At 73.5% G+C, this 26,527-nt stretch carries 28 protein-coding genes; 13 read left to right on the forward strand and 15 right to left on the reverse strand.

Annotation, left to right across the window (positions count from 1 at the left end):
- The first annotated feature begins 8 nt into the window (after nt 1–8).
- A complete protein-coding gene (locus ACIQCJ_RS32315; RefSeq protein ID WP_391051181.1) occupies nt 9–1,139 on the forward strand; it encodes an LLM class flavin-dependent oxidoreductase in 1,131 nt (376 codons plus the stop codon).
- 57 nt (nt 1,140–1,196) lie between these two features.
- A complete protein-coding gene (locus ACIQCJ_RS32320) occupies nt 1,197–1,706 on the forward strand; it encodes a carbonic anhydrase (RefSeq protein WP_355335616.1) in 510 nt (169 codons plus the stop codon).
- A 269-nt stretch (nt 1,707–1,975) separates the two neighbouring features.
- Here ACIQCJ_RS32320 and ACIQCJ_RS32325 read toward each other — a convergent pair whose 3' ends face one another.
- Complete coding sequence (locus ACIQCJ_RS32325) at nt 1,976–2,575, reverse strand: TetR family transcriptional regulator (RefSeq protein ID WP_391125537.1); 600 nt, start codon at nt 2,573–2,575, stop codon at nt 1,976–1,978.
- A 161-nt stretch (nt 2,576–2,736) separates the two neighbouring features.
- Between ACIQCJ_RS32325 and ACIQCJ_RS32330 the strand changes: the two genes are divergently transcribed.
- Nucleotides 2,737–3,444: an SDR family oxidoreductase gene (locus ACIQCJ_RS32330; RefSeq protein ID WP_402713360.1), complete on the forward strand. Its 708-nt coding sequence runs from the start codon at nt 2,737–2,739 to the stop codon at nt 3,442–3,444.
- Between the two features lie 42 nt (nt 3,445–3,486).
- Here ACIQCJ_RS32330 and ACIQCJ_RS32335 read toward each other — a convergent pair whose 3' ends face one another.
- Together ACIQCJ_RS32335 and ACIQCJ_RS32340 are read right to left on the reverse strand one after the other, a co-directional pair.
- Nucleotides 3,487–3,744 (reverse strand): hypothetical protein, encoded by a 258-nt coding sequence (locus tag ACIQCJ_RS32335; protein ID WP_402713362.1) that lies wholly within the window; start codon nt 3,742–3,744, stop codon nt 3,487–3,489.
- Between the two features lie 81 nt (nt 3,745–3,825).
- Nucleotides 3,826–5,262: a dihydrolipoyl dehydrogenase family protein gene (locus ACIQCJ_RS32340; protein WP_402713364.1), complete on the reverse strand. Its 1,437-nt coding sequence runs from the start codon at nt 5,260–5,262 to the stop codon at nt 3,826–3,828.
- A 195-nt stretch (nt 5,263–5,457) separates the two neighbouring features.
- On the opposite strand from ACIQCJ_RS32340, the gene ACIQCJ_RS32345 reads away from it, so the two are divergent.
- The 3 genes from ACIQCJ_RS32345 to lnt all read left to right on the forward strand — a co-directional run bounded on the left by ACIQCJ_RS32345 (nt 5,458) and on the right by lnt (nt 8,674).
- Nucleotides 5,458–6,054 carry a histidine phosphatase family protein gene (locus ACIQCJ_RS32345; RefSeq protein ID WP_355335627.1) on the forward strand — a complete coding sequence of 199 codons (597 nt, stop codon included), beginning with the start codon at nt 5,458–5,460 and terminating at the stop codon, nt 6,052–6,054.
- Between the two features lie 272 nt (nt 6,055–6,326).
- Nucleotides 6,327–6,875: a DoxX family protein gene (locus tag ACIQCJ_RS32350; protein WP_355335630.1), complete on the forward strand. Its 549-nt coding sequence runs from the start codon at nt 6,327–6,329 to the stop codon at nt 6,873–6,875.
- A 272-nt stretch (nt 6,876–7,147) separates the two neighbouring features.
- The gene (gene lnt, locus ACIQCJ_RS32355) at nt 7,148–8,674 is read left to right on the forward strand and encodes an apolipoprotein N-acyltransferase (RefSeq protein WP_402713367.1); all 1,527 of its coding nucleotides are present in this window, start codon (nt 7,148–7,150) and stop codon (nt 8,672–8,674) included.
- Here the strand turns inward: lnt and ACIQCJ_RS32360 are convergent.
- On the reverse strand, nt 8,646–9,566 hold the full coding sequence (locus ACIQCJ_RS32360) for a Gfo/Idh/MocA family oxidoreductase (RefSeq protein ID WP_355335634.1): 921 nt from the start codon (nt 9,564–9,566) through the stop codon (nt 8,646–8,648). The two genes, lnt and ACIQCJ_RS32360, sit on opposite strands and share 29 nt — an antisense overlap.
- Nucleotides 9,567–9,772: 206 nt before the next feature.
- On the opposite strand from ACIQCJ_RS32360, the gene ACIQCJ_RS32365 reads away from it, so the two are divergent.
- Nucleotides 9,773–10,261 (forward strand): hypothetical protein, encoded by a 489-nt coding sequence (locus ACIQCJ_RS32365; RefSeq protein ID WP_402713369.1) that lies wholly within the window; start codon nt 9,773–9,775, stop codon nt 10,259–10,261.
- An 89-nt stretch (nt 10,262–10,350) separates the two neighbouring features.
- Here ACIQCJ_RS32365 and ACIQCJ_RS32370 read toward each other — a convergent pair whose 3' ends face one another.
- From ACIQCJ_RS32370 to ACIQCJ_RS32400, 7 genes are all read right to left on the reverse strand, one after another.
- Nucleotides 10,351–10,887 carry a hypothetical protein gene (locus ACIQCJ_RS32370; RefSeq protein ID WP_402713371.1) on the reverse strand — a complete coding sequence of 179 codons (537 nt, stop codon included), beginning with the start codon at nt 10,885–10,887 and terminating at the stop codon, nt 10,351–10,353.
- 27 nt (nt 10,888–10,914) lie between these two features.
- Nucleotides 10,915–11,595, reverse strand: a complete 681-nt coding sequence (gene ung, locus ACIQCJ_RS32375) for a uracil-DNA glycosylase (RefSeq protein WP_355335794.1) — start codon at nt 11,593–11,595, stop codon at nt 10,915–10,917.
- Between the two features lie 156 nt (nt 11,596–11,751).
- Nucleotides 11,752–12,717 (reverse strand): aldo/keto reductase, encoded by a 966-nt coding sequence (locus ACIQCJ_RS32380; RefSeq protein ID WP_391051161.1) that lies wholly within the window; start codon nt 12,715–12,717, stop codon nt 11,752–11,754.
- A 159-nt stretch (nt 12,718–12,876) separates the two neighbouring features.
- Nucleotides 12,877–13,635: a glucose 1-dehydrogenase gene (locus ACIQCJ_RS32385; RefSeq protein WP_391051159.1), complete on the reverse strand. Its 759-nt coding sequence runs from the start codon at nt 13,633–13,635 to the stop codon at nt 12,877–12,879.
- 57 nt (nt 13,636–13,692) lie between these two features.
- On the reverse strand, nt 13,693–14,454 hold the full coding sequence (gene fabG, locus ACIQCJ_RS32390; RefSeq protein WP_391125570.1) for a 3-oxoacyl-ACP reductase FabG: 762 nt from the start codon (nt 14,452–14,454) through the stop codon (nt 13,693–13,695).
- A 165-nt stretch (nt 14,455–14,619) separates the two neighbouring features.
- Nucleotides 14,620–15,003 carry a DUF3037 domain-containing protein gene (locus ACIQCJ_RS32395; RefSeq protein ID WP_355335651.1) on the reverse strand — a complete coding sequence of 128 codons (384 nt, stop codon included), beginning with the start codon at nt 15,001–15,003 and terminating at the stop codon, nt 14,620–14,622.
- Nucleotides 15,000–15,821 carry a HipA family kinase gene (locus tag ACIQCJ_RS32400; RefSeq protein ID WP_402713374.1) on the reverse strand — a complete coding sequence of 274 codons (822 nt, stop codon included), beginning with the start codon at nt 15,819–15,821 and terminating at the stop codon, nt 15,000–15,002. The genes ACIQCJ_RS32395 and ACIQCJ_RS32400 overlap by 4 nt, the downstream gene beginning before the upstream one ends.
- A gap of 30 nt (nt 15,822–15,851) precedes the next feature.
- Here ACIQCJ_RS32400 and ACIQCJ_RS32405 point away from each other — a divergent pair, with 30 nt between their 5' ends.
- Together ACIQCJ_RS32405 and ACIQCJ_RS32410 are read left to right on the forward strand one after the other, a co-directional pair.
- A complete protein-coding gene (locus ACIQCJ_RS32405; RefSeq protein ID WP_402713376.1) occupies nt 15,852–17,999 on the forward strand; it encodes a prolyl oligopeptidase family serine peptidase in 2,148 nt (715 codons plus the stop codon).
- Between the two features lie 76 nt (nt 18,000–18,075).
- A complete protein-coding gene (locus tag ACIQCJ_RS32410) occupies nt 18,076–18,606 on the forward strand; it encodes a Rieske (2Fe-2S) protein (protein WP_402713378.1) in 531 nt (176 codons plus the stop codon).
- A gap of 168 nt (nt 18,607–18,774) precedes the next feature.
- On the opposite strand, the gene ACIQCJ_RS32415 is transcribed toward ACIQCJ_RS32410, so the two are convergent.
- Complete coding sequence (locus tag ACIQCJ_RS32415; protein WP_402713380.1) at nt 18,775–19,404, reverse strand: isochorismatase family protein; 630 nt, start codon at nt 19,402–19,404, stop codon at nt 18,775–18,777.
- Between the two features lie 142 nt (nt 19,405–19,546).
- On the opposite strand from ACIQCJ_RS32415, the gene ACIQCJ_RS32420 reads away from it, so the two are divergent.
- Entirely contained in the window at nt 19,547–20,041 is a 495-nt protein-coding gene (locus ACIQCJ_RS32420) for a pyridoxamine 5'-phosphate oxidase family protein (protein ID WP_391162916.1), read from the forward strand.
- Nucleotides 20,042–20,124: 83 nt separating this feature from the next.
- Here ACIQCJ_RS32420 and ACIQCJ_RS32425 read toward each other — a convergent pair whose 3' ends face one another.
- A complete protein-coding gene (locus ACIQCJ_RS32425) occupies nt 20,125–21,030 on the reverse strand; it encodes a LysR family transcriptional regulator (RefSeq protein ID WP_355335669.1) in 906 nt (301 codons plus the stop codon).
- 72 nt (nt 21,031–21,102) lie between these two features.
- On the opposite strand from ACIQCJ_RS32425, the gene ACIQCJ_RS32430 reads away from it, so the two are divergent.
- Entirely contained in the window at nt 21,103–22,242 is a 1,140-nt protein-coding gene (locus tag ACIQCJ_RS32430) for a DMT family transporter (RefSeq protein ID WP_402713383.1), read from the forward strand.
- Here ACIQCJ_RS32430 and ACIQCJ_RS32435 read toward each other — a convergent pair.
- Nucleotides 22,233–23,582 (reverse strand): aminotransferase class I/II-fold pyridoxal phosphate-dependent enzyme, encoded by a 1,350-nt coding sequence (locus tag ACIQCJ_RS32435; RefSeq protein ID WP_402713385.1) that lies wholly within the window; start codon nt 23,580–23,582, stop codon nt 22,233–22,235. The genes ACIQCJ_RS32430 and ACIQCJ_RS32435 overlap by 10 nt on opposite strands.
- A 35-nt stretch (nt 23,583–23,617) precedes the next feature.
- Between ACIQCJ_RS32435 and ACIQCJ_RS32440 the strand changes: the two genes are divergently transcribed.
- Both ACIQCJ_RS32440 and ACIQCJ_RS32445 read left to right on the forward strand, forming a co-directional pair.
- On the forward strand, nt 23,618–24,292 hold the full coding sequence (locus ACIQCJ_RS32440) for a pyridoxamine 5'-phosphate oxidase family protein (RefSeq protein ID WP_402713387.1): 675 nt from the start codon (nt 23,618–23,620) through the stop codon (nt 24,290–24,292).
- A gap of 10 nt (nt 24,293–24,302) precedes the next feature.
- Nucleotides 24,303–24,989: an FMN-binding negative transcriptional regulator gene (locus tag ACIQCJ_RS32445; RefSeq protein ID WP_402713389.1), complete on the forward strand. Its 687-nt coding sequence runs from the start codon at nt 24,303–24,305 to the stop codon at nt 24,987–24,989.
- A 4-nt stretch (nt 24,990–24,993) separates the two neighbouring features.
- On the opposite strand, the gene ACIQCJ_RS32450 is transcribed toward ACIQCJ_RS32445, so the two are convergent.
- Nucleotides 24,994–25,971, reverse strand: coding sequence for a DMT family transporter (locus ACIQCJ_RS32450; protein ID WP_402713391.1), 978 nt, complete (start codon nt 25,969–25,971; stop codon nt 24,994–24,996).
- Nucleotides 25,972–26,527: the final 556 nt, after the last annotated feature.

Here is a 26,527-nt window from a genome sequence, read left to right on the forward strand (position 1 = left end):
CGGCGTCGGTGCCGCTGTCGATTCTCGACCTGTCGCCGATCAGTTCGGGCTCCACCGCCGCGCAGGCGCTGCGCAACACCGTGGACCTGGCACAGCGCGCGGAGGCCGCCGGATACGCGCGCTACTGGCTGGCCGAGCACCATCTGACGACCGGGGTCGCCGGGGTGTCGCCCGCGCTGGTGATCCAGCTCGTGGCGGCGGCGACCGCACGAATCCGGGTGGGCGCGGGCGCGGTGCAGCTCGGGCACCGCACACCGCTGTCGGTGGTCGAGGAGTTCGGGCTGCTCGACGCGCTGTACCCGGGCCGGATCGACCTGGGCCTCGGCCGTACCGGATTCCGTAAGCCGTCCGCGTCCGGCGGCGCGCCCGCCGCTCCCCCGGCGCCGCGCCGCACCGAGGCCCGGTACACACCGGAGGGGCTGCTGATCCCCGCGCCGTACGACTTCAGCCGGCTGATCGGCTCTCCGCTGCTGACCCGCTACACGCAGCTCGTGCAGTACCCGGGGGCCGAACTGCCCGAGTACCGCGACCAGCTCGACCAGATCCTCGGGCTGCTGCGCGGGGACTACCGGACCCCGGAAGGACTCGACGCGCACGCGGTGCCCGGCGAGGGCGCCGATCTCCAGGTGTGGGTGCTGGGCAGCAGCGGCGGGGCGAGCGCGCAGGCGGCGGGCGCGCTCGGCCTGCCCTTCGCGGCGAATTACCACGTGAGTCCGGCCGCCGTCCTCGAAGCGGTGGACGCGTACCGCAAGGCGTTCGTGCCCTCCGCCACACTCGACGAGCCGCATGTGCTGGTCTCGGCCGATGTCGTGGTCGCCGAGGACGACGCCACCGCGCGGCACTTGGCGTCGCCGTACGCGCTGTGGGTGCACAGCATCCGCTCGGGTCAGGGCGCGATCCCCTTCCCGAGTCCGGAGGAGGCCGCGGTCCACTCGTGGACGGCGGACGAGCGGGCGCTGGTCGAGGACCGGGTGCGCACCCAGTTCACCGGCACACCCGAAAGTGTCGCGGACCGGCTGCGGGTGCTCCAACAGGCCACGGGCGCCGATGAGTTGCTGGTCACCACCATCACCCACGACCACCGGGACCGGGTCCGTTCCCACGAGTTGCTGGCGGACGCCTGGCGGCGGACCGCATGACCTCACCCGTATGACGTCACGCATGACGTCACCGCTCAGCGCGATCAGGAGGCTCCCATGACCGACCACCCCACCGCCACCGACGGCTATCTGGAGAACAACACGGCGTACGCGGCGGCCTTCGAGGGTCCGCTGCCGCTGCCGCCCGCCCGGCACACGGCGGTTCTGGCGTGCATGGACGCCCGGCTCAATGTGTACGGGGCGCTCGGTCTCGCCGAGGGCGACTCGCATGTGATCCGCAACGCGGGCGGGGTGGCCACCGACGACGCGATCCGTTCGCTGGCGATCAGTCAGCGGCTGCTGGGCACACGGGAGATCGTGCTGATCCACCACACCGACTGCGGCATGCTCACCTTCGGCGACGACGCCTTCCGCGAGTCGATCCGCGAGGAGACGGGCATCAAACCGCCGTGGGCGGCCGAGGCGTTCACCGATCTGGAGACCGACGTCCGCCAGTCCGCGGCCCGGATCAGGAACAGCCCGTTCATCCCGCACACCGACGCGGTGCGCGGCTTCGTGTTCGACGTGGCGAGCGGCAGGCTCGCGGAGGTGGCACTGCCCGACTAGGTCCTGTCCGGCGGATCATGGGCGGTCCCGGCGGTGCCCGGTGCTCCCCCCGGACTCCGTCCGGGGGGACCCGCTGAGCGCAACGCACCGGGATGCCCGCAGAGCGGAGCTATTCGGGCATTCCGGCAACGCGACGGGGGTGCGTGCCAGCTGCCGAAGGGGCCGTTCGTGATCCGCCGCGCTGTCAGACCCTCCTCACCGTCAGACCCTCCTCACCGTCAGGCCCTCCTCACCGTCAGGCCCGAGGAGCCGTCAGGCCCGAGGAGCCGTCAGACCCGAGGAGCCGTCAGACCCGCCGCGTCCAGGACGGCGACGGCCGTGCTCAGCGCCAGGCCGTCCAGGACCTCCGCCTTGATCCCGGCGCGGGCGCTGGCGCCGTCGAAGACCAGGGTGAGCTGGCGGGCCAGCAGTGCGGGGTCGGCGGCTCCGCCGCGCGCGGCCTCCGCGCGGAAGAAGTCGGTGAGCACCTGCTTGTTGCGGCGGGCCACGACACTCGCCGGGTGCTCCGGGTCCTTCAGCTCGACCTGCGTGGCGAGGAAGGGGCAGCCGCGGTAGTCGGCCGAGGCGGCGGTCTCCTCCAGCCGCTCGAAGACGTACAGGACGCGGTCGCGCGGCGCCGCGGGCGCGCCGGGCGGCGGCAGCAGCCGGGCCTCGACGGGCGGCCCCTGCCGGTCGAGCGCGGCGGCCAGCACCTCGTCCTTGCTCGCGAAGAGCTGGTACATCGAGCGCTTGGACACCCCGGCGGCCTTGCACAGCGCGTCGATGCCGGTGCCGACGCCTTCCCGGTAGAAGAGCCCGGCCGCGGCGTCGAGCAGGCGGTCGCGCGTGCCGGACTTCTCCGTAGCGCCGGACTTCTGTGTCGTGGTCATACCCCGAGGTTACCGCTCCGGCTTGGCATCGGAAACCGATCGGTATACGGTGGTGGAAACCGATCGGTTTCCATGGTCGGCCGCATCCGTGCGGACCGCACGCGACCCCCGGGCCGCGCGCGTACCGGCCACGGACCGCTCTCCTCCCGAAAGGCACTCCCATGCAGATCAACGGCGCTGTCGCCCTCGTCACCGGAGGCAACCGCGGCCTCGGCGAGAAGTTCGTCCAGGCCCTGCTCGACGGGGGCGCGGCCAAGGTCTACGCCGCCGCCCGCAACCCGGCCTCGGTCACCGTGCCGGGCGCCGTACCGCTCGCGCTGGACATCACCGATCCCGAGTCGGTACGGGCGGCGGCCGAGGCGGCCGGTGACGTCACCCTGCTGATCAACAACGCGGGCGCGTCGAACGGGGTGGACCTGCTCACCAGCGAGATGGACGTCGTCCGGAACGAGTTCGAGACCCACGTCTTCGGCACGCTCGCCGTCAGCCGCGCCTTCGCGCCGATCCTGGCCCGCAACGGCGGCGGCGCGGTGCTCAACGTGCTGTCGGCCCTGTCCTGGTTCACCACGCCGGGCAGCGCCGTCTACTCGGCCGCCAAGTCCGCCGAGTGGTCCCTGACCAACGCCACCCGCCTGGCGCTGCACGGCCAGGGCACCCTCGTCACCGGCCTGCACGTCGGCTACATGGACACCGACATGGCCGCGGGCGTCGACGCCCCCAAGTCGGACCCCGCCAAGATCGCCCGCATCGCGCTCGACGGCGTCGAGGCCGGGCTGTACGAGGTGCTGGCCGACGACACCAGCCGTCAGGTCAAGGCCGGCCTCGCCGCAGACCCTTCGGCTCTCTACGCCGAACTCGCCGCGCGCTGAACGCTGAACGCTGAACGCTGAACGCTTCTGAGGATGCGTCAGTCAGCAGTGCGGGACGTGCGGCTGCCACTGGGCGGCGGAACCGGTCGTCAGATACCAGTCGTTGACGTAGCCGCTGTCGCCGTCGAAGTCGAGCATGAACCAGTAGTGGCCGCCGTGCCCGTCGGCGTCGCCGTCACCGGTCGTCCAGCAGGCGAGTTCCCTCTCCTCGCCGTTGTAGTAGCGCCGCCTGGTCTGACCGGAACCGTAGCTCGGCCCGTAGTGCGAGGCCAGATACGAGCCGGGGTCGACGGCCGTCACGGTGGCGCACCATTAGGAAGGCCCCCGTCCGCGCCGCTCCTGACAAACGTCAGGGCACATCCGCCGCGGCCATGACCGCGGTCAGCCCCGGTACTCCTCCAGCAGGCGCAGCCACACCTCACTGATCGTCGGGTACGCCGGGACCGCGTGCCACAGCCGCTCGATGGGCACCTCGCCCGCGACGGCGACCGTCGCGGAGTGCAGGAGTTCGCCGACGCCGGGGCCGACGAAGGTGACGCCGAGCAGGATGCCCCGGTCGAGGTCCACGACCATGCGGGCCTTGCCGCGGTAGCCGTCGGCGTAGAGGGAGGCGCCCGCGACCTGGCCGAGGTCGTAGTCCACGACCTTGGTCCGGTGTCCGGCGCGCTCCGCCTCGCTCGCCGTGAGGCCCACGGAGGCCGCCTCGGGGTCGGTGAAGACCACCTGCGGCACGGCGGCGTCGTCGGCGGTGGCGGCGTGCGGGCCCCAGGGCGCGTCGTCGACCGGCTCGCCCTTGGCGCGGGCGGCGATCACGGCCCCGGCGATCCTGGCCTGGTACTTGCCCTGGTGGGTGAGGAGCGCGCGGTGGTTGACGTCGCCCGCCGCGTAGAGCCAGCCGTCCGGCACACCGGTGACCCGGCAGGTGACGTCCACGCCAAGCCAGTCCCCGGGGCGCAGGCCGACCGTCTCCAGCCCGAGGTCGCCGGTGCGCGGCGAGCGGCCGGTGGCGAAGAGGATCTCGTCGGCGACGACCCGCTGGCCGCCCTCCAGGCCGACCCGTACCTCGCCGTCCGCGCCGTCGCGCTCGACGATCGGCACGTTCGTACCGAAGTGCACCTCCACGCCCGCCTCGCGCAGGCCGTCGGTGACCAGTTCGCCGACGAAGGGCTCCATGCGCTCCAGCAGGCGGTCGCCGCGCACGAGCATGGTCACCCGCGAGCCGAGCGCCTGCCAGGCGGTCGCCATCTCGACGGCCACCACACCGCCGCCGACCACGACCAGGCGGCCGGGGACCTCCTTGGCGCTGGTCGCCTCACGGCTGGTCCACGGGTTGATGTCGGCGATGCCCGGCAGCTTGGGCAGCGCGGCGGAGGTGCCGGTGCAGACGGCGACGGCGTGCCGCGCGGTCAGCCGTACGGTCTCGCCCTCCGGCGTCAGCACCGCGACCTGCTTGGGACCGTCCAGGCGGCCCTGGCCGCGTACGAGATCGACGCCGACCGACTCCAGCCAGCCCACCTGGCCGTCGTCCTTCCAGTGCGAGGTGAACTCGTCGCGGCGGGCGAGGACGTCAGCGGCGTCCAGCGGTCCCGCGACCGCGCGGGCCAGCCCCGGCAGCCGGCTCGCGTCGGCGCGGGCGACCACCGGGCGCAGCAGTGCCTTGCTCGGCATGCACGCCCAGTAGGAGCACTCGCCGCCGACCAGCTCGCTCTCCACAACGACCGTGCTGAGCCCTGCGGCCTGCGTGCGGTCGGCGAGATTCTCACCGACCGGTCCGGCTCCGATGACGATCACGTCGTAGGTACGGGCAGCGTCGTTCATACCGGCTCCTGGGCTGCTGTCTGAATCACGCGGTGGTGTGCACACGTCTGTGCACACACATCTGTACTCACATGTCGGTGTTCACACATCCGGGTCGCGCGCGGAGAGGGGTGGCCAGGCCGTCATCCTACTGACGGGACCGGGCGGACGTATGATCACTTCGGGGCGCCGAGGGGCGCCGCGGGAGGTGTACCGATGGGCGAACTGGTACTGATCCGTCACGGCGAGACCGAGTGGACGCTGACCGGCCAGCACACCAGCTACACCGATCTGCCCCTCACCCCGAACGGCGAGGAGCAGGCCAGAACGCTGGCTCCGATGCTGGCCAGCAGGCACATCTCCACCGTGATCACCAGCCCGATGCGGCGCGCGCGGGACACCGCGAAGCTGGCCGGGCTCGAGCGCACACGGGTCGACGCCCACCTGTGCGAGTGGGACTACGGCGGCTACGAGGGCGTCACCACCCGTGACATCCACCGCACCCGTCCCACCTGGGATCTGTGGACCGACGGGGTCCCCGAGGGCCCCGAGGGCCATCCGGGGGAAACGGCGGAACAGGTCGGCGAGCGGGCCGACCGGGTGCTGGCCCTCGCCGACGCGGCGTTCACCAACAGCGACGGCGGCGATGTGGTGCTGGTCGCGCACGCCCACTTCCTTCGGGTGCTGACCGCCCGCAGACTGGGGCTGCCCCCGGCCGACGGCGCTTTGTTCCAGCTCGCCACCGGCACCGTCAGCCGACTCGGCCTGGAACACGGCCGCCATGTGCTGACCGCGTGGAACCGGCTGCCCTGAGCGCGCGGTGACGTCTGCGACGGCGGTGGCCTCCGGACGAGCAGTGGTCTCTGTACGGGCGCCGGTGTCCGTCCGAGCGATGGCGTCCGGACGAGCGGTGGTATCCGGACGAGCCGCGAGGCCGGTGTCAGCCGTGTAGCCCGTGTCAGCCGTGTAGCCCGGACGGACCGCCAGGAGCGGCGGCATCCGGTGGGGTCCGCGAAGACTGGGAGCAGCCCGGCGGTCCGGAGTCGGACCGGGACCGGGGCCCGGCACCAGGAGAGGACCCGGTCATGGCACTCGCGCACCGCAAGGACATCGGACTGCTGGCGTTGCGCGCGGGGACCGGCGGGGTGCTCTTCGCGCACGGCGCGCAGAAGCTCTTCGGCTGGTTCGGCGGCGGCGGGATCGACGGCACCTCGGCGGCCATGGAGCAGATGGGCTTCAAGCCGGAGCGGGCGAGCGCCGTCGCGGCCGGGCTCGGCGAGGCGGGCGGCGGGCTGCTGCTGGCCCTGGGGATCGCCACCCCGGCCGCGGGCGCGGCGGCGGCTGGCGCCATGGCGGGCGCGGTCTCCGTCCACGCCCCCGCCGGTTTCTTCAACACGTCCGGCGGCTACGAGTACCCCGCCTTCCTCGGCTTCTGCGCCGCCGCTTTGGGTGTCACGGGACCCGGCCGCTACTCTCTGGACCATCTGACCGGCCATGTCCTGAACCGCCCGTGGGTGGTGGCCGCCGCCTTCACCGGCTCGGCAGCCGCCGCTTTCACGGTCGTACGCCGCCGCGCCGTCGGCAACGGTCCCGCGCCCGAGGATCTCGCCGTGCTGGAGGACCAGGACGGCTGAGCCGCCCACGGACCGGTGCGGGGAACGCCGTACCGACCGGGGCAGCGGCACGCGCGGCGGCCACCGGCGGGTGCGCGGCGACGCGCGGGCGACGGCAGGGACACGGCGGCACGGGGACGGCGGCATGCGGACGACACGCCGTCGTCCGCATGCCGCCATCCGCGCAGGGTAGGCCGGAGCCAGGAACGCCTGAGCGGATTCGGCGCGGATGGCGGCATGGGGACGGAACAGGGCGGAACAGGGCGACGGTGAACGGCGGCGAGGGAGCACGCATGACGGTGACGGCGCAGGAGCAGCGGTCACGGCTGTCCTCGCCGTGGGCGCGCGGGCTGGGCGCCGCCGCCGCCGGGGCGCTCCCGGCGCTCGCCTTCCCCGCGCCGTCGCTGTGGTGGCTGGCGTACGTGGCGCTGGTGCCGTGGATGCTGCTGGTGCGCTCCGCGGGCAGTGCGCGGCGGGCGGCGCTGGACGGCTGGCTGGGCGGCGCGGGCTTCATGCTGGCGGTGCACCACTGGCTCTTCGCGAGTCTGAACGTGTTCATCGTCGTGCTCGCCCTGCTGCTGGGCGCGCTGTGGGCGCCGTGGGGCTGGCTGGTGCGCAGGCTGCTCGGCGAGGGCACCGGGTCGCGGCGGGCCGCGGCGGCGATGGTGCTGGTGCCGTGCGGCTGGCTGATGGTGGAGCTGGTGCGCTCCTGGCAGTATCTCGGCGGCCCCTGGGGACTGCTGGGCGCCAGCCAGTGGCAGGTGCGGCCCGCGCTGCGGCTGGCCTCCGTCGGCGGGGTGTGGCTGGTCAGCCTCCTGGTGGTGCTCGTCAACACCGCGCTGACCGCGCTCGTCGCGGTGCCCGCCGTCCGCAGGCCCGCGGCGACCGCGCTGGCAGCGGCCGCCGTGCTGACCGGCATGGTGTGGCTGTGGGCACCGCACCCGCAGCAGTCCGGCGCCGTGCGGGTCGCGGTCGTCCAGCCGGGCGTCGTCGTGGGCCCCGAGGCCCGGATCGACCGGCAGGTGGCGCTCACCCGCGGCCTGGTGGGCAGCCACCCGGATCTCGTGGTCTGGGGTGAGAGCAGCGTCGGCTTCGACCTCACCTCGCGGCCCCAGCTGGCGGAGGAGCTGGCGGCCCTCTCCCAGCAGGTCGGCGCCGACATCCTGGTCAATGTGGACGCGGAGCGCGCGGACGGCACCGGCATCTCCAAGACGTCGGTGCTGATCGGCCCGGACGGCGTCACCGGGCCCACGTACGACAAGATGCGGCTGGTGCCGTTCGGCGAGTACATCCCCTTCCGGTCGCTGCTCGGCTGGGCCACCTCGGTCGGCAAGGCCGCGGGTGAGGACCGGCAGCGCGGCGACCACCAGGTCGTGATGGACACCGGGACGGTACGGATCGGGCCGCTGATCTGCTTCGAGTCCGCCTTCGCCGACATGAGCCGCAATCTCGCGGACAAGGGCGCCCAGGTGCTGGTGGCGCAGTCGTCCACGTCGTCGTTCCAGGGGTCGTGGGCGCCCGCGCAGCACGCCTCGCTCGCGGCACTGCGGGCCGCGGAGAACTGGCGGCCGATGGTGCACGCGACCCTGACCGGGATCAGCGCCGTCTACGACGCGAACGGCCACCCGGTCGGGCAGCGGATCAGCGAGAGCAGCAGCACGGCGCGGGTCTACGCGGTGCCGCTGGCCACCGGCCGCAGCCCGTACGACCGGTTCGGCGACTGGGTGCCGCGTCTGGCGCTGCTGCTGGTCGTGCTGGCCGCCGCCTACGAGATCCGGCGCGTGGTGCTGGTCAGGCGGTCAGCTCCCGGACCTCGGTGACGACCCGCTCGCACAGCTCGTGGGTGCGCAGCGCGTCCTGGGCGTCGAGGTGCTTGCCCGCGCGGACGGCGTCGAGGAAGGCCAGGGTGATCTGCTCGATGCCGCGCTGCCGGGCCACCGGCACCCAGTCGCCCCGGCGGCGTACCGTCGGCTGGCCCTTGTGGTCGATGACCTCGGCGAGATTCAGCACCTGACGGCGGGTGTCGTCACCGCTGACGTCCAGGCTCTCCTCGGTGGACCCGCTCATCCGGTTCATGGAGCCGATCGCGGTGAAACCGTCACCCGACAGGTGCAGCACGATGTGGTGGACGAGGCCGGCACGGACCTTGGCGGAGACGTGGACGTCCCGGACGGTGCCGGGGGCCAGGAAGCGCAAGGTGTCGACGACGTGGATGAAGTCGTCGAAGATCATCCCGCGGGCCTCTTCGGGGAGGCCGACGCGGTTCTTCTGCATGAGGATCAGGTCGCGCGGGTGGTCGAGACACTGCGCGTAGGCGGGCGCGTAACGGCGGTTGAAGCCCGCCATGAGCGGGACGCCGCGCTCCTCGGCGAGGGCCACCAGTTGCCGTGCGCCGTCCAGATCGCGGGCGAGCGGCTTGTCGACGTAGACGGGGACGCCCGCTTCGATCAGCCGTCCGGCGATCTCGACGTGGAGGTCGGTGGGCGCGTGCACGAAGGCGGCGTCGAGGCCTTGGTCGAGCAGCGTGTCCAGTGAGGTGTGGCGGTGCGGCAGCCGGTAGGCGTCGCCGATCCGGTCGAGGGTCGCCGGGGTGCGGGTCTGGAGGTGCAGTTCGAGGTCCGGCTGCGAGGCGAGGACCGGCAGATACGCCTTCTGCGCGATGTCACCGAGCCCGATCACGCCGATCTTCCGTGGGGCGCTGCCGGATGCCATGCGCTGCTCCTGTCGTTCCTTCTCGCGGTGTCCCCGCAGCATACGGGGACGGTTCGGGAACGCTTCCGGGGCCTTCGGGCAGCGGGAGTACGGCGCGGCCCCGCGACGGAACGGCCCCGGACGGGTGAGCGCGCGGTACGCCCCGCCCGGCCGCTCACCCCTGCGGGGCATACCCGGCTCCGCCATGTTTCGGCACAGTTGTCGGAATGCGCCGCCTACCCGTGGTCGTGTTCCTGGTGGCGGCCTCCGCCGCGGCCGGGTGCACCACCGTCTCCGCTCCCCCGGCCCCCGTCCCCGTCCCCGCTCCCGTGCCCGGCAGGGCCGCGCCACGGGTGGCGGCGCCGGACGGCGGGCCGCTGGTGCCGCGGCCCGACCATGTGCTGCTGGAGACGGCCGAGCCGGATCCGGCCCCTTCCCGGACGCCCTCGCCCGAGCCGGAGCGCGGTGCCGGTGAGTCGGGCGGCCGACCGGGCGCGGCCCCGTACTCCGCGGGTCAAGGGCCGCGGCCTGGCCCTGAGCCGCGGCACCGGCCGGTGCCGCGCTCCCGCTCGGTGCCGCCGCCGAGGTCCCTCCCGCGCGGACCGGCAGCAGCGCTGCCCGGCGCCGCCGACGTCTGCGCGCTGGGCGAGACCTACGGCGGCTGGGCGAAGGACGGGGACGCGGCCCGGATCTGCCGTCAGTCCTACGGCCGGTGAGCCGGGCCGGACGGGCGGCACGGCTCGCGTCGGCTGACGGCCGAAGGGTGACGGGGGACCGCTGACCCCTCACGGCTCACGGCTCACAGCTACGGAAGCTGGTCGGAGCCCAGCAGCCGCAACTCCATCCGGGCCACGGCGGCCCGCACCCCGTCCCCGTACGCGTCGTCGGCGAGCGCGTCGCACGCCTTGCGGGCCAGGCCGAGGTGGCTGCGGGCCAGCCGGTCCTCGTCCACCTTCGCGTAGGAGGCGGCGAGATTGAGGTGGAGCGAGGGGTAGAAGCCGCGGATCTGCGCGGCGCCGGTGGAGCGGCCGGGGCTGTCGGGGCCGCCGGGGCTGTCGGGGCCCCCGCGGGGCTCGGTGCCGCCGCGCGCCGTGACGGCGTCGGCGGCCCGCAACGCCCGCAGGTCCCACGCCAGTTCGTCCTCGGGGTCGTCCTGCGTGTCGGCCATGTAGTGCGCCAGCGTGCAGCGGTGCAGGGGGTCGCCCCGCTCCCCGATCTCGTCCCACAGCGCGCCGAACCGGGTTCTGGCCTCCTCCCGGTCCCCGGCGTGCAGCAGCATCACGACCTGTCCGATCCTGGTCATGATCGCGTCCGGTCCACCCGGCTCGTCCCGTCGCTCCACCCGAGCCTCCTCGCCTCACCCACGAAGCTAACTCGCGGACGCCCCGAGATCGGGGATGCGCCAGTCGATCGGGGTGTGCCCCTGGTCGGCGACGGCCTTGTCGATCTGGGTGAAGGGGCGGCTGCCCATGAAGAGCTTCGCCGACAGCGGCGAGGGGTGCGCGCCCTGGACGACGGCGTGCCGCTCGGTGTCGATCAGCGGCAGCTTCTTCTTCGCGTAGTTCCCCCACAGGACGAAGACGGCCGGGTCGGGGCGGGCCGCCACGGCCTTGATGACCGCGTCGGTGAACTTCTCCCAGCCCTTGCCCTTGTGCGAGTTGGCCTCGCCCTCGCGGACCGTCAGCACCGCGTTGAGCAGCAGGACACCTTGATCGGCCCACGGCATCAGATAGCCGTTGTCCGGAATGGGGTGGCCCAGCTCCTCCTTCATCTCCTTGAAGATGTTCCGCAGCGAGGGCGGCGTCTTCACGCCGGGCCGCACCGAGAAGCACAGCCCGTGCCCCTGTCCCGCGCCGTGGTACGGGTCCTGACCGAGGATCAGCACCTTGACGCGGTCAAACGGCGTCGCCTCCAGCGCCGCGAAGACCTCGTCGCGCGGCGGGAAGATCCGGTGCTCCTCCCGCTCGGCCTCGACGAATTCGGTGAGTTGCTGGAAGTACGGCTTGTCCAACTCCTCGCCGAGAACGGTCTCCCAGGAGTCGGGCAGCATGCTGGGCACGTCAGGAACCTCCGGCAATCGATCCGTTTGCTACTGCCCCAGAACGTACCGCCACCCACTGACATCCCCGCACCCCCGGCCAACTCACCGGCCGGCCCGCCGATCAGCTCGCCGATCGGCGTCGGCCGCCTCACCCGCCCGCCGCGCTCAGACGGCGTCCAGCCGGGCCCGCAGCTCCGGGTCCAGGTCCAACTCCACGGCGCCCAGGGCCTCTTCGAGCTGCGCGAGGCTGCTCACCCCGACCACGGGAACCACCGGCAGCGCGCCGCCCATCTGCCAGGCCAGGACGACCTGGTTGGGCGTCGCGCCCGCCTCGGCCGCGACCTCCCGCAGCACTTCGAGCCTGCGGTGCGACAAGGGGTGGTCGTACTGCGCGAGCAGTTCCTTGTCGGTGCGGGTGTACGCGCCGCTCATCAACGGCCCGTACGCCATCAGCGTCATGTCGTCGTTCGAGGCGACCAGGTCCTGCATGTCGTCGCGGGCGTACCACTGCGCGCCCCACTCGCCGCCCGGCACGGGCCACAGGTAGGTGTAGCGCTGCTGCACGCACGTGTAGCCGGGCAGCCCGTGGTCGGCGGCGTACTGCCGGGCCGCGCCGACGCGCCAGGCGGCGTGGTTGCTGCACCCCAGGACGCGGGTGCTGCCGCCGCGCACGACGTCCGCGAATGCCTGGACGGTCTCGGCCATCGGCACGTCGCGGTCCTCGACGTGCGCGTAGTACACGTCGACGTGGTCGGTGCCCAGCCGCCGCAGGCTGCCCTCGATCCCGGCCTCGATCGCCTTGGCCGACAGCCCTTCCCAGGCGTCGGGCCACACGGCCGTCGATCCGACGGGCGGCCGGGCCCCGACCTTGGTGGCGACGACGGTACGGTCCCTGGCGCCGCGGCTGTGCAGCCAGCGGCCGAGCAGCAGTTCGCTCTCGTCGCCGGTGCCGCCGGGGGCCCAGACCGAGTAGTTGTTGGCGGTGTCGACGTAGGTGCCGCCCGCCTCGGCGAAGCGGTCCAGGATGGCGAAGGACGTGGCTTCGTCCACGGTCGTGCCGAACGGCAGGATGCCCAGGCACAGGGCGCTGACCTCGGGCCCCGCGCCTCCTGCGAGTGTGCGGTAACGCATGTGCGGTCTCCGTAATCCGTAACGTGGGAAGTCCTCGGCGGGCGACCGTCGCGGTCACCCACACGAGGACTGTGCACGTTGGAGTACGGACGAAGGCAAGCCCGCGCGTCCGGGCCGCGTCCGTACGGGCCGGCTCGCGGACCCCTCGGACGGCCGCCGCTACGCGACCCCCGCCTGGAGGAAGAGCCCGCCGTCGAGGACGAGATTCTGCCCGGTGATCCAGCTCGCCTGGTCGGAGAGCAGGAAGGCGGCGGCGCCGCCGATGTCCTCGGGCAGACCGAGCCGCTTGAGCGGGTACGCGGCCGCGGCCTCCGCCTCCCGGCCCTCGTACAGCGCGGCGGCGAATTTCGTCTTCACCACGGCGGGCGCGACGGAGTTGACCCGGACGCCGGGCGCCATCTCCGCGGCGAGCTGCACCGTGAGGTTGATCATCGCGGCCTTGCTGATGCCGTAGGCGCCGATGAGCGGCGAGGGGGCGAGGCCCGCGACGGAGGCGACGTTGACGATCGCGCCGCCGTTCTCCTTCTGCCACGCCTTCCACGTCTGCTGGGCGAAGCCGAGCGCGGAGATGACGTTGGTCTCGTACACCTTGCGGGCGACGCCGAGGTCGAGGTCGGCGAGCAGCCCGTAGACCGGGTTGGTGCCCGCGTTGTTGGCGAGGTAGTCGACGCGGCCGAACGCCTCCATGGTGCGTTCCACGGCGACGGCCTGGTGCGCCTCGTCGTGGGCCTTGCCCGCGACGCCGATGGCGCGGTCGGCGCCGAGCCTCTCGACGGCTTCCTTGAGCGCGTCCTCGTTGCGCCCGGTGATGCACACCCGGTCGCCGCGGGCGACGAGGGCTTCGGCGATGCCGTAGCCGATGCCCCGGCTGGCGCCGGTGACGAGGGCGACACGCCCGCTGTCGGGGGGCTGGGTCATGGTCTGGGGCCTCCGGCCTGTCGGTTGTGGGGTGTCACTCGGTCGGCGCGGCGCGCGTCAGTCGAGCGGGCCACCGGCCACGTACAGGACCTGGCCGGACACGAAGCCGGCCTGCTCGCCGGTGAAGAAGGCGATGGCGTTCGCGACGTCGTCGGGGACGCCGACCCGCTGGACCGGGATCTGGGTGGCGGCGGCGGCCTTGAAGTCGTCGAAGCCCATGCCGACGCGCGCGGCGGTGGCGGCGGTCATGTCGGTGGCGATGAAGCCGGGCGCGACGGCGTTGGCGGTGACGCCGAACTTGCCGAGTTCGAAGGCGAGGGTCTTGGTGAAGCCCTGGAGACCGGCCTTGGCGGCCGAGTAGTTGACCTGGCCGCGGTTGCCGAGCGCGGAGGACGAGGAGAGGTTGACGACGCGGCCGAACGCGGCGTCCACCATGTGCTTCTGGACGGCGCGGGTCATCAGGAAGGCGCCGCGCAGGTGCACGTTCATGACCGTGTCCCAGTCGGACGCGCTCATCTTGAACAGCAGATTGTCGCGGAGCACACCCGCGTTGTTCACCAGGATCGTCGGCGCGCCCAGTTCCTGGACCACCTTGGCGACGGCCGCCTCGACCTGCGCCTCGTCGGACACGTCGGCGCCGACCGCGATGGCCTTGCCGCCCGCCGCGGTGATCGTCTCGACGGTGTCCTTGCAGGCGCTCTCGTCGAGGTCGAGTACGGCGACGGCGCGGCCCTCGGCGGCCAGGCGCACCGCGGTGGCGGCGCCGATTCCGCGCGCGGCACCGGTGACGATCGCGACGCGCTGCTCGGTGGTGGACATCTGATCTCCTCAGCCCTGTGGTGCGGCGCCGTCCGTGCCCGGCCCGCGCCTGGCACATGAGCGACCGCTTAGTAGGTCCCGTTGCCGAAACCGTAGGAGCGCCGTGACCCTGTGTCAACGCCACCACGGCCGATGTGGCTCAGGGCACGGCTTTGACGAGATGGCTCAGCGCACCAACAGCTCCAGCAGCCGGTCCGCCTCCCGGCCCGCGTCCGCGGTGAGACCGGTGTGGATCGGGCCCGGCTGCACGATGGTGCTGCGCGGCGCGGTGAGCCAGCGGAAACGGCGTCCGGGGTCGTCTCCCGCCGCCTGTCCCGCCCGCTCGCCGCCCTCGCAGATGTCCTCGTAGCCGCGCAGCGCCACCCGCACGCCGAGCACGTCCACCTCCGCGTCCAGGCAGCGCAGCCTGGCCTCGTCCAGGTGCACACGGGCCCCGACGAAGCCCTGCGCGCGGCAGTACACCAGCACGCCCGCGTTGATCATCTCGCCGCGCTCGATCCGCGGCACCACGCGCACCAGCGCGTACTCGAAGACGTCCCGGCCGGTCACTGGGCGTTCTTCCCCTCGACCCAGGTCCGCAGCCACTCCGGCGGCGGCTGTTTCTCCTCCTGCCGGGGCGCGAGCGTGGTCCGCAGGTGTACGTCCCCGGCGCGGGCCAGCAGCAGCTCGCGGTAGGCGCGGCGTACGTCGTCGGGCGAGTCGAACCCCGGCTCGCCGGTCAGCCACTCGTCGGGGACCAGCGCGGTCACCTCGGCGAGCAGCGCGTCGGTGACGAGTGGCCCCAACTCGGCCGCCGCGGCGGCCGGATCGGGCGAGAAGCGGGACAGCGCGTGGTCGGCGGCGTTGTACGGCTTGTCGGAAGCGGCTCGCGCCGTACGCCAGTTGTGGTGCCAGATCAGTGAGGCGCCGTGGTCGATGAGCCACAAGTCCCGGTGCCAGACCAGCATGTTAGGATTCCGCCACGATCTGTCGACGTTGCCGATGAGCGCGTCGAACCAGACGATGCGGCTCGCCTCCGCGGTGTCCACGGGGAAGACCAGTGGATCGAAGCCGAGAGATCCGGGCAGGAAGTCCATTCCGAGATTGAGCCCGCCGCTCGCCTTCAGCAGATCCTGGATCTCCTGGTCGGGCTCGCCGGGCGCGATGGCCGGATCGAAGTGGAAGCGCACCAGCTCCGGCACCCGCAGGCCCAGCCGCCTGGCCAGCTCGCCCGCGATCACCTCGGCGATCAGCGCCTTGCGGCCCTGGGCCGCGCCGGTGAACTTCACGACGTACGTACCGAGATCGTCGGCCTCGACGACACCGGGCACCGAGCCGCCCTCGCGCAGCGGCGTCACATAGCGGATGCCCGTCACTTCTCTCAACATCGCTCCAGGCTAATGGGCCAGAGTCCCCTCATGGACACCGATAACCCGGCACCTGACCTCGCGCGTGACCCGGCGCGCCCCCCGCTCCGTACCCCTTCCGGCGGCCTGCCCCGCCAACTCGCCCGCACCCAGCGCTTCTCGCTCGGCGTGCCCCGCTCCTTCACCCTCTCCCCCGACGGCGGGAGGCTGCTCTTCCTCCGCACCCGCGGCGGCGAGGACCGTACGAGCTGTCTGTGGCTGCTCACGGACGGCGAGGAGCGGCTGCTGGCCGACCCGGACGCGCTCGGCGCCGCGCCGGGCGAGGTGCCGGAGGCGGAGCTGGTCAGGCGCGAGCGGACCAGGGAACGCAGCGGCGGCATCGTCGCGTACGCCACCGACGCCGCCGCGCACACCGTCGTCTTCGCGCTGGACGGCGCCTTGTGGACGGTGCGGACCGACGGCGGCGCGGCGCGCCCGGTCGCCACCGCCGGGCCCGCGGTCGACCCGCGGCCGGACCCGACCGGGCGGCGCGTGGCGTATGTGACGGAGGGCGCGCTGCGGGTGGCCGACCTCGACGGCGGCGCCGATCTGCTGCTCGCCGCGCCGGAGACCGCGGACGTGACGTACGGGCTCGCCGAGCACGTGGCGGCGGAGGAGATGCACCGGTACCGCGGCCACTGGTGGTCGCCCGACGGCGCCGCGGTCCTCACCGCCCGCGTCGACACCGCCCGCGTCCGACGCTGGTGGATCTCCGACCCGGCCGATCCCGCCAAGCCGCCGCGCGCGGTGCCCTACCCGACGGCGGGCACGGCCAACGCCGATGTCTCGCTGCACGTGCTGGGTCTGGACGGGACGCGCACCGAGGTCCGCTGGGACCGCGCGGCGTACGAATATCTGACGAGCGCGGACTGGGACGCGCACGGCCCGCTGCTGGCGGTCCAGAGCCGGGACCAGCGGACGGTACGGGTGCTCGCCGCCGACCCCGGCAGCGGCGGGACACGGCTGCTGCACGAACAGCGCGACCCGGCGTGGGTGGAACTGATCCCCGGCACGCCCGCCAGGACCGCGTCCGGCGCGCTGGTGCACACCGCGGACACCGGCGGGTCCCGGCGGCTGACGGTCGGCGGCGAGCCGGTGACGCCGGACGGTCTGCACGTCCGCGAAGTCCTCGGCGCGGCGGGCGAGTCGGTGCTCTTCACCGCCTGCGACGAGCCGACCGAGGAGCACCTGTGGTCGTACGACCGCGAGCGCGGCCCCGTACGGCTCAGCTCCGGACCCGGCGTGCACACCGGCCTGCGCGCGGGCGGCACGCTGCTGCTCGACTCCCGCACCGAGCGCGGCCACCGCACGACGCTGCTGCGCGACGGCGGTCAGCAGACCGCGGTCGGCTGCCTGGCAGCGGAGCCCGTCCTGACCCCGCGCGTGACCTGGCTGCGGGCCGGTGAGCGGGAGATCCGCACGGCGCTGCTGCTGCCGTCCTGGTACGAGCCGGGCGGCGGGCCGCTGCCGGTGCTGGTCGCCTCCTACGGCGGGCCCGCGATGCGGCTGGTGACGCGCGGCGGGGGCTGGTCGATGTACGAGGCGCAGTGGTTCGCCGAGGAGGGCTTCGCGGTGGTCGTCGCGGACGGGCGCGGCACACCGGCGCGCGGCCCGGCCTGGGAGAAGACCGTGCGCGGTGACTCGCTCAGCGCGCCGATCGAGGACCAGGTCACGGCGCTGCGCGCGGCGGCCGAGCACTGCCCCGACCTCGACCTCGGGCGCGTCGGGATCCGCGGCTGGTCGTACGGCGGCACGCTCGCCACCGCGGCGGTGATCCGCCGGCCCGAGGTCTTCCACGCGGCGGTCAGCGGCGCGGCGCCGAGCGACCAGCGGCTGTACGACACGCACTGGCGGGAGCGCTTCCTCGGCCACCCGGACGAGGAGCCCGCCGCGTACGACCGCTCGTCGCCGATCGGCGAGGCCGCGGACCTGCGGCGCCCGCTGCTGCTGGTGCACGGCATGGCGGACGACAACGTGGTGGTGGCGCACACGCTGCGGATGTCGGCGGCCCTGCTCGCGGCGCACCGCCCGCACCAGGTGCTGCCGCTGTCGAACGTCACGCACTCGCCGACGGACGAGACGGTGGTGGAGGGACTCCTGAGGCACCAGGTGAACTTCTTGCGTGCGGCGTTGAACGTTCCGGAGCGGACGCCCGTATGAGACAGCACGCGTGACACCACGCTGCCGGGCGGTGTCCCTCCGCCGCCCGGCCCCACGAACGGACAGGACGCACCTCATGGCAGAGACCCCCCGATTCTCCGTGCCTCCCACGCGTCGCGGCTTCGTAGCGGCGGCGGGCGGCGTGGGACTCGCCGCGGCCTTGGCCGCCTGCGGCAGCTCGGACGACTCGTCGAACGCCGCCTCCGACTCCGCGTCGCCGTCGGACGCCGGGGCGCCGACGACCTCGGCCGACGCGGACCCCACCACGTCGGACGCGGGCACGGCGCCCACCTCGTCCGCGGCCTCCGGTGGCGGCGGCACCGCGCTCGGCAAGACCTCGGACGTCCCGGTCGGCGGCGGGAAGATCTACGCCGACCAGAAGGTGGTCGTCACCCAGCCGACCGCCGGGCAGTACAAGGCGTTCTCCTCGACCTGCACCCACTCGGGCTGCCAGGTCGGCAGCGTGTCCGACGGCACGATCAACTGCCCTTGCCACGGCAGCAAGTTCCACGTGGCCGACGGCAGCGTCGCCAGCGGCCCGGCGACGAGGCCGCTGCCTTCGGAGAACGTGACGGTGTCGGGTGACCAGGTGATGCTCGGTAGCTGATCGGTCCGGACGTACGGCTCACGGGCTCACGGGTCTACGGGCTTACTGGCTTACGTCGTCGGCTGCGGTGCCGGGCGCGGCGGGTGGGTGCCGCGTCCGGCGCCGGGTGGCGACCGGAATCCGCAGCGGCCAACAGCGCTTCGGGGCAACGGTGTTGTGGCGCTCGCGTCACCGCTTCCAGGCGGCCAGGATGTCGTCGGTCGTCGTCACCGTGGCGACCAGCGACAGGCTGTGCCGGACGACGGCCGCCGCGTAGTCGGCGGGGACTCCGGCGACGGCGTCGGCGGGCAGCACGACGTCGTAGCCGAGGTTGACGGCGTCGAAGACCGCGTTGGGGACCGCGATGTTGAGCGAGACCCCGGTGACGATCAGGGTCCGGCAGCCGAGGTTGCGCAGCAGCGCGTCGACGTCGGTGCCCGCGATCGGCGAGAGGCCGTGCAGCCGGGTGACCGTCAGGTCGGTGTCGGCGAGCGGGATCTCCTCGGTGAGCCGTACGGCGTCGGTGCCGTCGAGCTGCTTGACCGGCAGCCGGTCGGCGGCGCGGAACAGCCGGGCGTTGCGGTTGGCGCCGCGCCCGTCCGGGCGGCGGATCGCGACGGCGTGCAGGACGGCGGCGCCCGCGGCGTGCGCGCCCGCGACCAGGCGGCCGACGCGGTCCAGCACGCCCGAGTCGCGTGCCGCGGCGGCCAGTTCGGGCAGCGCGCTGTCGCTCCCGACCACACCGCGCTGGCACTCGACGGTCAGCAGCGCGGTGGTCGCGGGCCGCAGCAGTGCGGCGAGGCGGTCGGCGGAGGTCATGGCGCGCACCATAATTGACGGTCCGTCAGATCAGAAGGGATCAGGGGCTGGACCCTCGCGGTCCGGTGCCGGATGATTCCGGCGGAGGACCTGACATGGGATCAGCTCCTCGTCAGCCATGGGCGATGCGCACGGAGGTGCCATGACCGCCACCCAGCGTCGGGGCCGCAGGATCATGATGAGCGCTGCGGAGATCGACGTCTTCCTCGCCGGACACCGCACCTGCCGGGTCGCGACCGTCTCGCCGGACGGCCGTCCGCACGCGGGCGCCCTGTGGTTCGCCTGGGACGGCACCTCGCTCTGGCTCTACTCCCTGGTCCGCAGCCGCCGTTGGGCCGACCTGCGGCGCGACCCGCGGATCGCCGTGGTCGTGGACGACGGCGAGGACTACGGCGAGCTGCGCGGCGTCGAGCTGTCCGGCTCGGTCGACTTCGTCGGCGAGGCCCCCCGTACCGGCGTGCCGCACCCCGAACTCGACACACCGGAACGCCTTTTCTCCGAGCGGAATTTCGGCCTGCCCGCGATGCCGCACGACGGACGGCACGCGTGGCTGCGGCTGACACCGGAGCGGGTCGTCTCGTGGGACTTCACGAAGATGGCCGCCGCGGCGGCCGGGCCGGAGCCGGGGCGCCCCTGAATCCGCCGGCCGGCGCGAGCCTCACCGTCCGACCGGATTCCGGAGGCCACTGCGGGCCGGGCTCCGTACCGCTTCGCCGGGGGTCAGTCGCCCACGCGTCCCGCCGAGCGGCGCAGGGCCTCGACCGCCACGCGGATGGCGGGGCGGCGGTCCGCGTCCTCGCGCCAGACGGCGTAGACATGGCGGCGCATGGTGTGCTGGACGGGGGCGATGCGGACGCCCCCCGGCATCGGGTCGCGGCCGAGACGGGGCATGACGGCGACGCCGAGACCGGCGGCGACGAGCGCGAGCACGGTGGCGTGCTCCTCGGCGTGGTGCGCGATCCGCGGTTCGATGCCCTTGCCGCGCAGGGTGAACAGCAGCCATTCGTTGCAGAAGCCGCCGTCGGGCCAGGCGATCCAGTCCTCGTCGATCAGTTCGTCCAGCTCGATCTGGTCGCAGCCCTCCAGCCGGTGCCCCACGGGCAGCGCGATGTCGGCGATGTCGTCGACGAGGGGCGCCTTGGCGAGGCCGCCGGGCAGCGACAGCGGCTTGTTGTACCAGTCGAGGACGACCGCGAGGTCGATGTCGCCGCGTGCCAGCCGGGCCAGCGACTCCTGCGGCTCCAGCTCGTGCACGACGGTCCTGAGCTGCGGGTGCTCGCGCCGCAGCGCGTTGAGGGCGTCGGGGAACAGGCCCCGGACGGCGGTGGGGAAGGCGCCGGCCCGCAGTTCGCCGACGGCGGCGCCCCGGTGCGCCTCCAGGTCGGCGTGCGCCAGCTCGACCAGGGACAGTATCCGGTCGGCGTGCCCGGACAGCAGCCGTCCCGCGTCGGTCAGCCGTACCCCGCGGCCGTTCTTCGTGAGCAGGGACTGGCCGGTCTCCCGCTCCAGCTTCGCCATCTGCTGCGACACGGCCGAGGTCGTCACACTCAGCACGTCCGCCGCGGCGGACACCGAGCCGTAGGTGTCGATGGCGTGCAGGACGCGCAGGCGCTCCAGACTCAACATGTTAGTAATCCTACGTCGTCCGTGTACAAATTCTCGCTTGTTCTACGAGGTCGAACGCGCCATCGTAGTCGCATGACCGCACCCGCCGAGCCCAGGACAGCCGCTTCCGCTCCCGTCTCCCCGACACCCGCCTCCTCTTCGCCCCGCTCCGGCCGGACCTCGCGCCGCATACCGCGCAGGACCGTCGACTGGCGGATCCGCTTCGCCGCGCTCGGCCTGGTCTGGGGCTTCAGCTTCCTGTTCATGAAGGTGGGCAACGAGGCGTTCGCGCCCCTCCAGGTCACGCTCGGCCGGATGGTCTTCGGCACGGCGGTGCTGGCCGTGGCCGTCGCGGTCAAGCGGGAGCGGCTGCCGCGCGGACCGCGCGTCTGGCTGCACCTGGCGGTCGCCGCGGTACTGCTCAACGCGCTGCCGTTCTCGCTCTTCGCCTACTCCGAGCAGACCATCCCGTCGATGCTGGCAGGGATATGCAACGCGGCGACACCGCTGTTCTCGATGCTGGTGTCCGTGGTCGCGCTGTCGGAGGACCGGCCCTCGCGGCAGCGCTTCGCGGGAGTCGGCCTCGGCTTCATCGGCGTGCTGACCGTGCTCGGCGCCTGGCAGGGCTTCTCGGGACAGGACCCCAAGGGCACGATCATGGCGCTCACCGCGGCCTTCAGCTACGCGGTCGGCTGGGCGTACGTGCGCCGCACCCTGTCCGGCACGGACAGCTCCCACCTGGCCATGTCCGCGAGCCAGTTGAGCCTCGGCACCGCGCAACTGCTGCTGGTCACGCCGTTCTTCACCTCGATGCCCGACTCGTACCCGCTCAAGTCGGTGCTGTCGGTGCTGGCGCTGGGCGCGCTCGGCACCGGGGTCGCCTTCCTCATCCAGTACGGCCTGGTCGCGGAGAAGGGGCCGACGATCGGCTCGATGGTCACCTACCTCATCCCGATCGTGGCCACCGCCGCCGGCGTCCTGCTGCTCGGCGAGGCGCTGAGCTGGAACGAGCCGGTCGGCGCCGCCGTCATCCTGATCGGCGCGGCCCTCACCCAGCGCCGCCCCAAGGCCGCGCCCGCACCGGAACCGGACCCGGCCGCCGTGCCCGTGGAGGCCGACGTCCGGCTCCAGACGCTGATACGGACGGAGGACGCGCTGCCCGCCGCGGAGCCCCGGTCCGCGGCCGAGCCCGAGGCGAACGCGACCGCTTCGGCCGTCAGGGCTCAGCCGTAGCGGCCCGCGCCTGACGCCGCGCCCGGCCCCGCGGGGCGCAGTACGGCGGCGACGGCGTCGGCCAGCGGGACGACGTCGGCGGGGGCGAGCGCGGAGACGGTCAGCCGGATGCCCGGCGGTGAGGCCAGCCGGAAGCGGGCGCCCGGCGCCACCGCCCAGCCGCGCTGGAGCAGCCCGGCCACCGCGCCGGTCTCGTCACTGACCGGCACCCATACGTTCATGCCGCTGCGGCCGTGCGCCGTGATCCCGCGCTCGGCCAGCGCCCGCACCAGACCGTCGCGCCGCTCCCCGTAGGACCGCGCGGTGCGGACCGGATCGACGGCGCCGGACTCCCAGAGGTGGACGACGGCCCGTTGCAGCAGGTGGCTGACCCATCCGGCGCCGAGGCGGTGCCGCCCGCGCACGCGGTCGACGGTCACGGCGTCGCCGGTGTAGAGCGCGAGCCGCAGGTCGGGGCCGTACGCCTTGGCGGTGGAGCGGACCAGCGCCCAGTGGTCGGTGACCCCGGACAGGCAGTGCAGCGGCAGGTCGACCAGTCCGTGTACGTGGTCGTCGTCGATGACCAGCACCTGCCGGTGGTCGGCGAGCAGGGCGCGCAACTCGCGGGCGCGGGCGGCCGAGACGGCCGCGCCGGTCGGATTCTGTCCCCGGTCGGTGACGACGAGCGCCCGGGCGCCCGCCCGGACGGCCCGCGCCACGTCCTCGGTGAGCGGTCCCTCGTCGTCCACGCCGACGGGGACGGCGCGCAGCCCCATCGCCGGTACGAGGTCGAGGGTGCTGCCCCAGCCGGGGTCCTCGACGGCCACGGCGTCGCCGGGCCGCAGATGGGCGGCCAGGACGCGCTCGATGGCGTCCAGCGAGCCGGAGGTGATGCCGATCGGGCCGCCGGGAACGCCGTCGGCGTCGAACGCGGCGCGGGCCGCCGCCGCCAGTTCGGGATCGACCGGGACGGCGCCGTAGAGCGCGGGTGCCTCCGCGTGGCGGGCTGCGGCGGCGGCGAGCGCCCGGTCGAGCGGCGGCAGCAGCGCGAGGTCGGGGTTGCCCGAGGCGATGTCGCGGACGCCCGCCGGGACGTCGATCCGGATCTCGTCGCGGGGCGCGGTGGCGGGCCGTGACCGTACCCGGCTGCCGCGCCGCCCCGCCGTCTCGATCACCCCGCGGTCGCGCAGCAGCCGGTAGGCGGCGGCCACGGTGTTCGGGTTGACGTCCAGCTCCTGGGCCAGTTCCCGCAGCGGCGGCAGCGCCTCACCGGGACGCAGCGCGCCCGTGCCGACCGCGCTCTCGACGCTGGCGGCGATATCCGATGCGCCCCGACCTGTGATCCGGTAATCTCCTAGCACAAACCTTATTATGCACTAGTGCAAAGGATCTCGCCATGGCCTCCGCACCTCCCGTCGGATATCCGCCCACCGACCGCACCGTCCCGACCCGCAGCCGCGAACGCGCCGCGTACGACCGGGAGGTGGTGCACGGCATCCTGGACGAGGGCTATGTGTGCCACCTCGGCTTCATCCGCGACGGCGCGCCGGTCGTGCTGCCGACGCTCTACGCCAGGTCGGGCGAGCGGCTGTACGTGCACGGTTCGACCGGGTCCCGGCCGCTGCGCGGGGCGCGGGCCGACGACGGGCTCGCGGTCTGCCTCACCGTCACCCACGTCGACGGCCTGGTGCTGGCCCGCTCCGCCTTCCACCACTCGATCAACTACCGCTCGGTGGTGGTGCACGGCATCGCCCACCAGGTGACCGACCCGGCCGAGCGGTCGCTCGCGCTGGACGCGATCGTCGAGCAGGCCGTGCCCGGACGCGCCGCCGACTCCCGCCGGGCGGACGCGAAGGAGCTTGCCGCCACCGCCGTCATCCGGCTCGACCTGCTGGAGGTCTCGGCGAAGCTCCGCACCGGCGGCCCCAACGACGAGCCGGAGGACATCTCGCTCCCCTACTGGACCGGCGTGGTCCCGGTCGCCAGGACCTACGGCGCCCCGATCCCGGCGGACGACCTCGACCCGTCGATACCGCTGCCCGGCTACCTGCCCGGCCGACCGGGAAAGTGAGGGCCGCGGCATGCTGATCCACCCCTGGGACGCGCCCACCTCCGACAGCGAGTGGCAGGAGTGGCTGGCCCTCCACGACTTCGGCCAGCTCACCGTCAACGGCCTCGACGGAGAGCCGCCGTTCGTCCAGCCGCTGCACTTCGCCTACGACCCGCGGGCCGGCGCCGACAGCCCCGGACCGGCCGGGCTGGGCGAGGCCATCACGCACCTCGCCCGCCCGAACCCGATCTGGCGAGCCCTGGAGGCGAGCCCGCGGGTCACGCTCAGCGTCGTGGACGACTACACGTTCATCCCCGGCCCCTGGCACACGCCCGAGGGCGCCCCCACGGAACACGGCACACCGACCAGCTTCTACGCCGCCGTCCTGCTGTACTGCACCGCCCACATCGTGGACGACCCGCAGCTCAAGGCCGACCTCCTGCGGCGCCAGGTCGGCCACTTCCAGCCCGGAGGCGGCACCGCGCCCGTGGAACCGGGCCAGGAGCCGTTCGGCCGCATGCTGCCCGGCATCCGCGGTGTCCGCCTCGACGTCACCGACGTACGGGCGAAGTTCAAGTACGGCGGCAACAAGCCGGAGCAGATGCGGCGGCGCGTCATGGACCTGCTCGCGGACCGGGACGGGCCGCACGACGCGGCGGCCCGTACCCATCAGATCCGCCGCCTGTCCGCGGCGGCCGACGCCGGGACCGGCGCCTGAGGGCTCACCCCACGGGCGCCGCCCTCCGCTGCGCCGACGCGGACCTGGCCTCCTCGAGACCGAGACCGGTCACGGCCGCCAGCAGGATCACGGTGCCCGTCACCGTCGCGGCCGTGAGATGTTCACCGAGCAGTGCCACGGCGATGACGGCCGCCGAGACCGGCTCGATCAGGGCGATCACCGAGACGGTCGCGGCCCGCAGGACCGCGGCGCCCGCGAAGTACAGCCCGTACGCGGCGGCCGTCGGCACCGACGCCAGGTAGCAGAGCAGCAGCACCGTACGGCCGAGCCCCGCCGCCTGCGGCAACAGCCCCTCGGCCCAGGCCGCGGGCAGCAGCGCCACCGCGCAGATGCCGAACGACCACAGCGAGGTGTCCAGCGGGTCGCCCGCCGAGCCCGTGCGCCCCAGCCACCGGGTGAGCAGCGTGATCGCCGCGTACCCCGTGGCGGACAGCACCGCGAGCAGCACACCGAGCGGCCGTACGCCCGTACCGCCGTCGCCCAGCACCAGCACCGCGAGGCCGCCGAGCGCGCCCGCCACGGCCGCCGTACCGCCGCGCCCGAGCCGCTCCCCCATCGCCAGCCGCGCCACGACCGCGATCAGCACCGGGCCCGACCCGAGCGTCACCACCGTGGCCACCGCAAGCCCGGTGGACTTGACCGCGCAGAAGTACGCGGTCTGAAAGAGCGTCAGGCCCGCGCCGGTGACCAGGATCCGCACCGCCTTGCCCCGCCGCGGCTCCGCCCGCACCACCCGCACCGCGGCGGCCGGACGCACCGCGCGCACCGCCGACAGCAGCAGAAAGCCGCCGGCCGCCCGCCAGAAGGTCAGCGACAGCGGGCCGAGCCCGCTCCCGTCGTACAACAGCGCCGCCGCGGCGCCCGCCGTGCCCCAGGCGGTGGCCGCGAAAACGACATAGATCAGGCCCCGGTTCGTCGACAGGGCAGCGTCGACCGGGGTGTGGACATGCGTGAGTGACACGAGAATTCTCCCGCGGAAGAGGTGGGGTGAGGTCGCCGGTCGCCATATGCGGACAGCGGCGACCCGGCCGTTCACCTCGAACGCGAGTCACCGCGCCGGGTCCGGCCCCAGGTCTTCCGAAATGTCGCCGCCCGCGTCAGACGGCAGGAGGCGGGAGAACGGTGAGATGCATGGGGGAAGCTTACGTGAGGGGGGTGGGGTCGGGGGGGTGGGCTCGGGGGGGAGGGTGAGGGCAGGGCGGTGGAGAGAGGCGGGTTGGGGGCGGGGGCTCTTGCGGGGGGGGGCGGGGGTGCGGGTGGCTCTCTTGCGGGGGGGCAGGGGTGCGGGTCGCCCGCTCGCGTCAGGTCACCGGTACGGCGAACCGTGCGTGGGAGCCCTCTTGCGCAGGCGCACCGTCCTTCCCTTTTTTTGCCGCCCTCTCGCCTCCGGCGGCTTAGATCCGGTGTCGACGCTCCTCTTCGACGGTCGCTCGTTCCTCGCTCCCTGCTCATCGTCGCTTTCGACACCGGCGCCGCCTTCGGCTCGCTGGCTACCGGCGAACCCCACCGCGCAGCGG

Source organism: Streptomyces sp. NPDC093221 (assembly GCF_044753885.1).
GTDB lineage: Bacteria > Actinomycetota > Actinomycetes > Streptomycetales > Streptomycetaceae > Actinacidiphila.

Bases quoted from the DNA above. Each gene is read 5' to 3' on its own strand.
- ACIQCJ_RS32430 (WP_402713383.1), top strand. From the start codon at position 21,103: ATGACCGCACCCGCCGAGCCCAGGACAGCCGCTTCCGCTCCCGTCTCC.
- ACIQCJ_RS32405 (WP_402713376.1), top strand. From the start codon at position 15,852: ATGGACACCGATAACCCGGCACCTGACCTCGCGCGTGACCCGGCGCGC.
- ACIQCJ_RS32325 (WP_391125537.1), bottom strand. From the start codon at position 2,575: ATGACCACGACACAGAAGTCCGGCGCTACGGAGAAGTCCGGCACGCGC.
- ACIQCJ_RS32365 (WP_402713369.1), top strand. From the start codon at position 9,773: ATGCGCCGCCTACCCGTGGTCGTGTTCCTGGTGGCGGCCTCCGCCGCG.
- lnt (WP_402713367.1), top strand. From the start codon at position 7,148: ATGACGGTGACGGCGCAGGAGCAGCGGTCACGGCTGTCCTCGCCGTGG.
- ACIQCJ_RS32350 (WP_355335630.1), top strand. From the start codon at position 6,327: ATGGCACTCGCGCACCGCAAGGACATCGGACTGCTGGCGTTGCGCGCG.
- ACIQCJ_RS32385 (WP_391051159.1), bottom strand. From the start codon at position 13,635: ATGACCCAGCCCCCCGACAGCGGGCGTGTCGCCCTCGTCACCGGCGCC.
- ACIQCJ_RS32415 (WP_402713380.1), bottom strand. From the start codon at position 19,404: ATGACCTCCGCCGACCGCCTCGCCGCACTGCTGCGGCCCGCGACCACC.
- ACIQCJ_RS32330 (WP_402713360.1), top strand. From the start codon at position 2,737: ATGCAGATCAACGGCGCTGTCGCCCTCGTCACCGGAGGCAACCGCGGC.
- ACIQCJ_RS32440 (WP_402713387.1), top strand. From the start codon at position 23,618: ATGGCCTCCGCACCTCCCGTCGGATATCCGCCCACCGACCGCACCGTC.
- ACIQCJ_RS32340 (WP_402713364.1), bottom strand. From the start codon at position 5,262: ATGAACGACGCTGCCCGTACCTACGACGTGATCGTCATCGGAGCCGGA.
- ACIQCJ_RS32445 (WP_402713389.1), top strand. From the start codon at position 24,303: ATGCTGATCCACCCCTGGGACGCGCCCACCTCCGACAGCGAGTGGCAG.
- ACIQCJ_RS32380 (WP_391051161.1), bottom strand. From the start codon at position 12,717: ATGCGTTACCGCACACTCGCAGGAGGCGCGGGGCCCGAGGTCAGCGCC.
- ACIQCJ_RS32320 (WP_355335616.1), top strand. From the start codon at position 1,197: ATGACCGACCACCCCACCGCCACCGACGGCTATCTGGAGAACAACACG.
- fabG (WP_391125570.1), bottom strand. From the start codon at position 14,454: ATGTCCACCACCGAGCAGCGCGTCGCGATCGTCACCGGTGCCGCGCGC.
- ACIQCJ_RS32360 (WP_355335634.1), bottom strand. From the start codon at position 9,566: ATGGCATCCGGCAGCGCCCCACGGAAGATCGGCGTGATCGGGCTCGGT.
- ACIQCJ_RS32425 (WP_355335669.1), bottom strand. From the start codon at position 21,030: ATGTTGAGTCTGGAGCGCCTGCGCGTCCTGCACGCCATCGACACCTAC.
- ACIQCJ_RS32345 (WP_355335627.1), top strand. From the start codon at position 5,458: ATGGGCGAACTGGTACTGATCCGTCACGGCGAGACCGAGTGGACGCTG.
- ACIQCJ_RS32410 (WP_402713378.1), top strand. From the start codon at position 18,076: ATGGCAGAGACCCCCCGATTCTCCGTGCCTCCCACGCGTCGCGGCTTC.
- ung (WP_355335794.1), bottom strand. From the start codon at position 11,595: ATGCTGCCCGACTCCTGGGAGACCGTTCTCGGCGAGGAGTTGGACAAG.
- ACIQCJ_RS32400 (WP_402713374.1), bottom strand. From the start codon at position 15,821: ATGTTGAGAGAAGTGACGGGCATCCGCTATGTGACGCCGCTGCGCGAG.
- ACIQCJ_RS32420 (WP_391162916.1), top strand. From the start codon at position 19,547: ATGACCGCCACCCAGCGTCGGGGCCGCAGGATCATGATGAGCGCTGCG.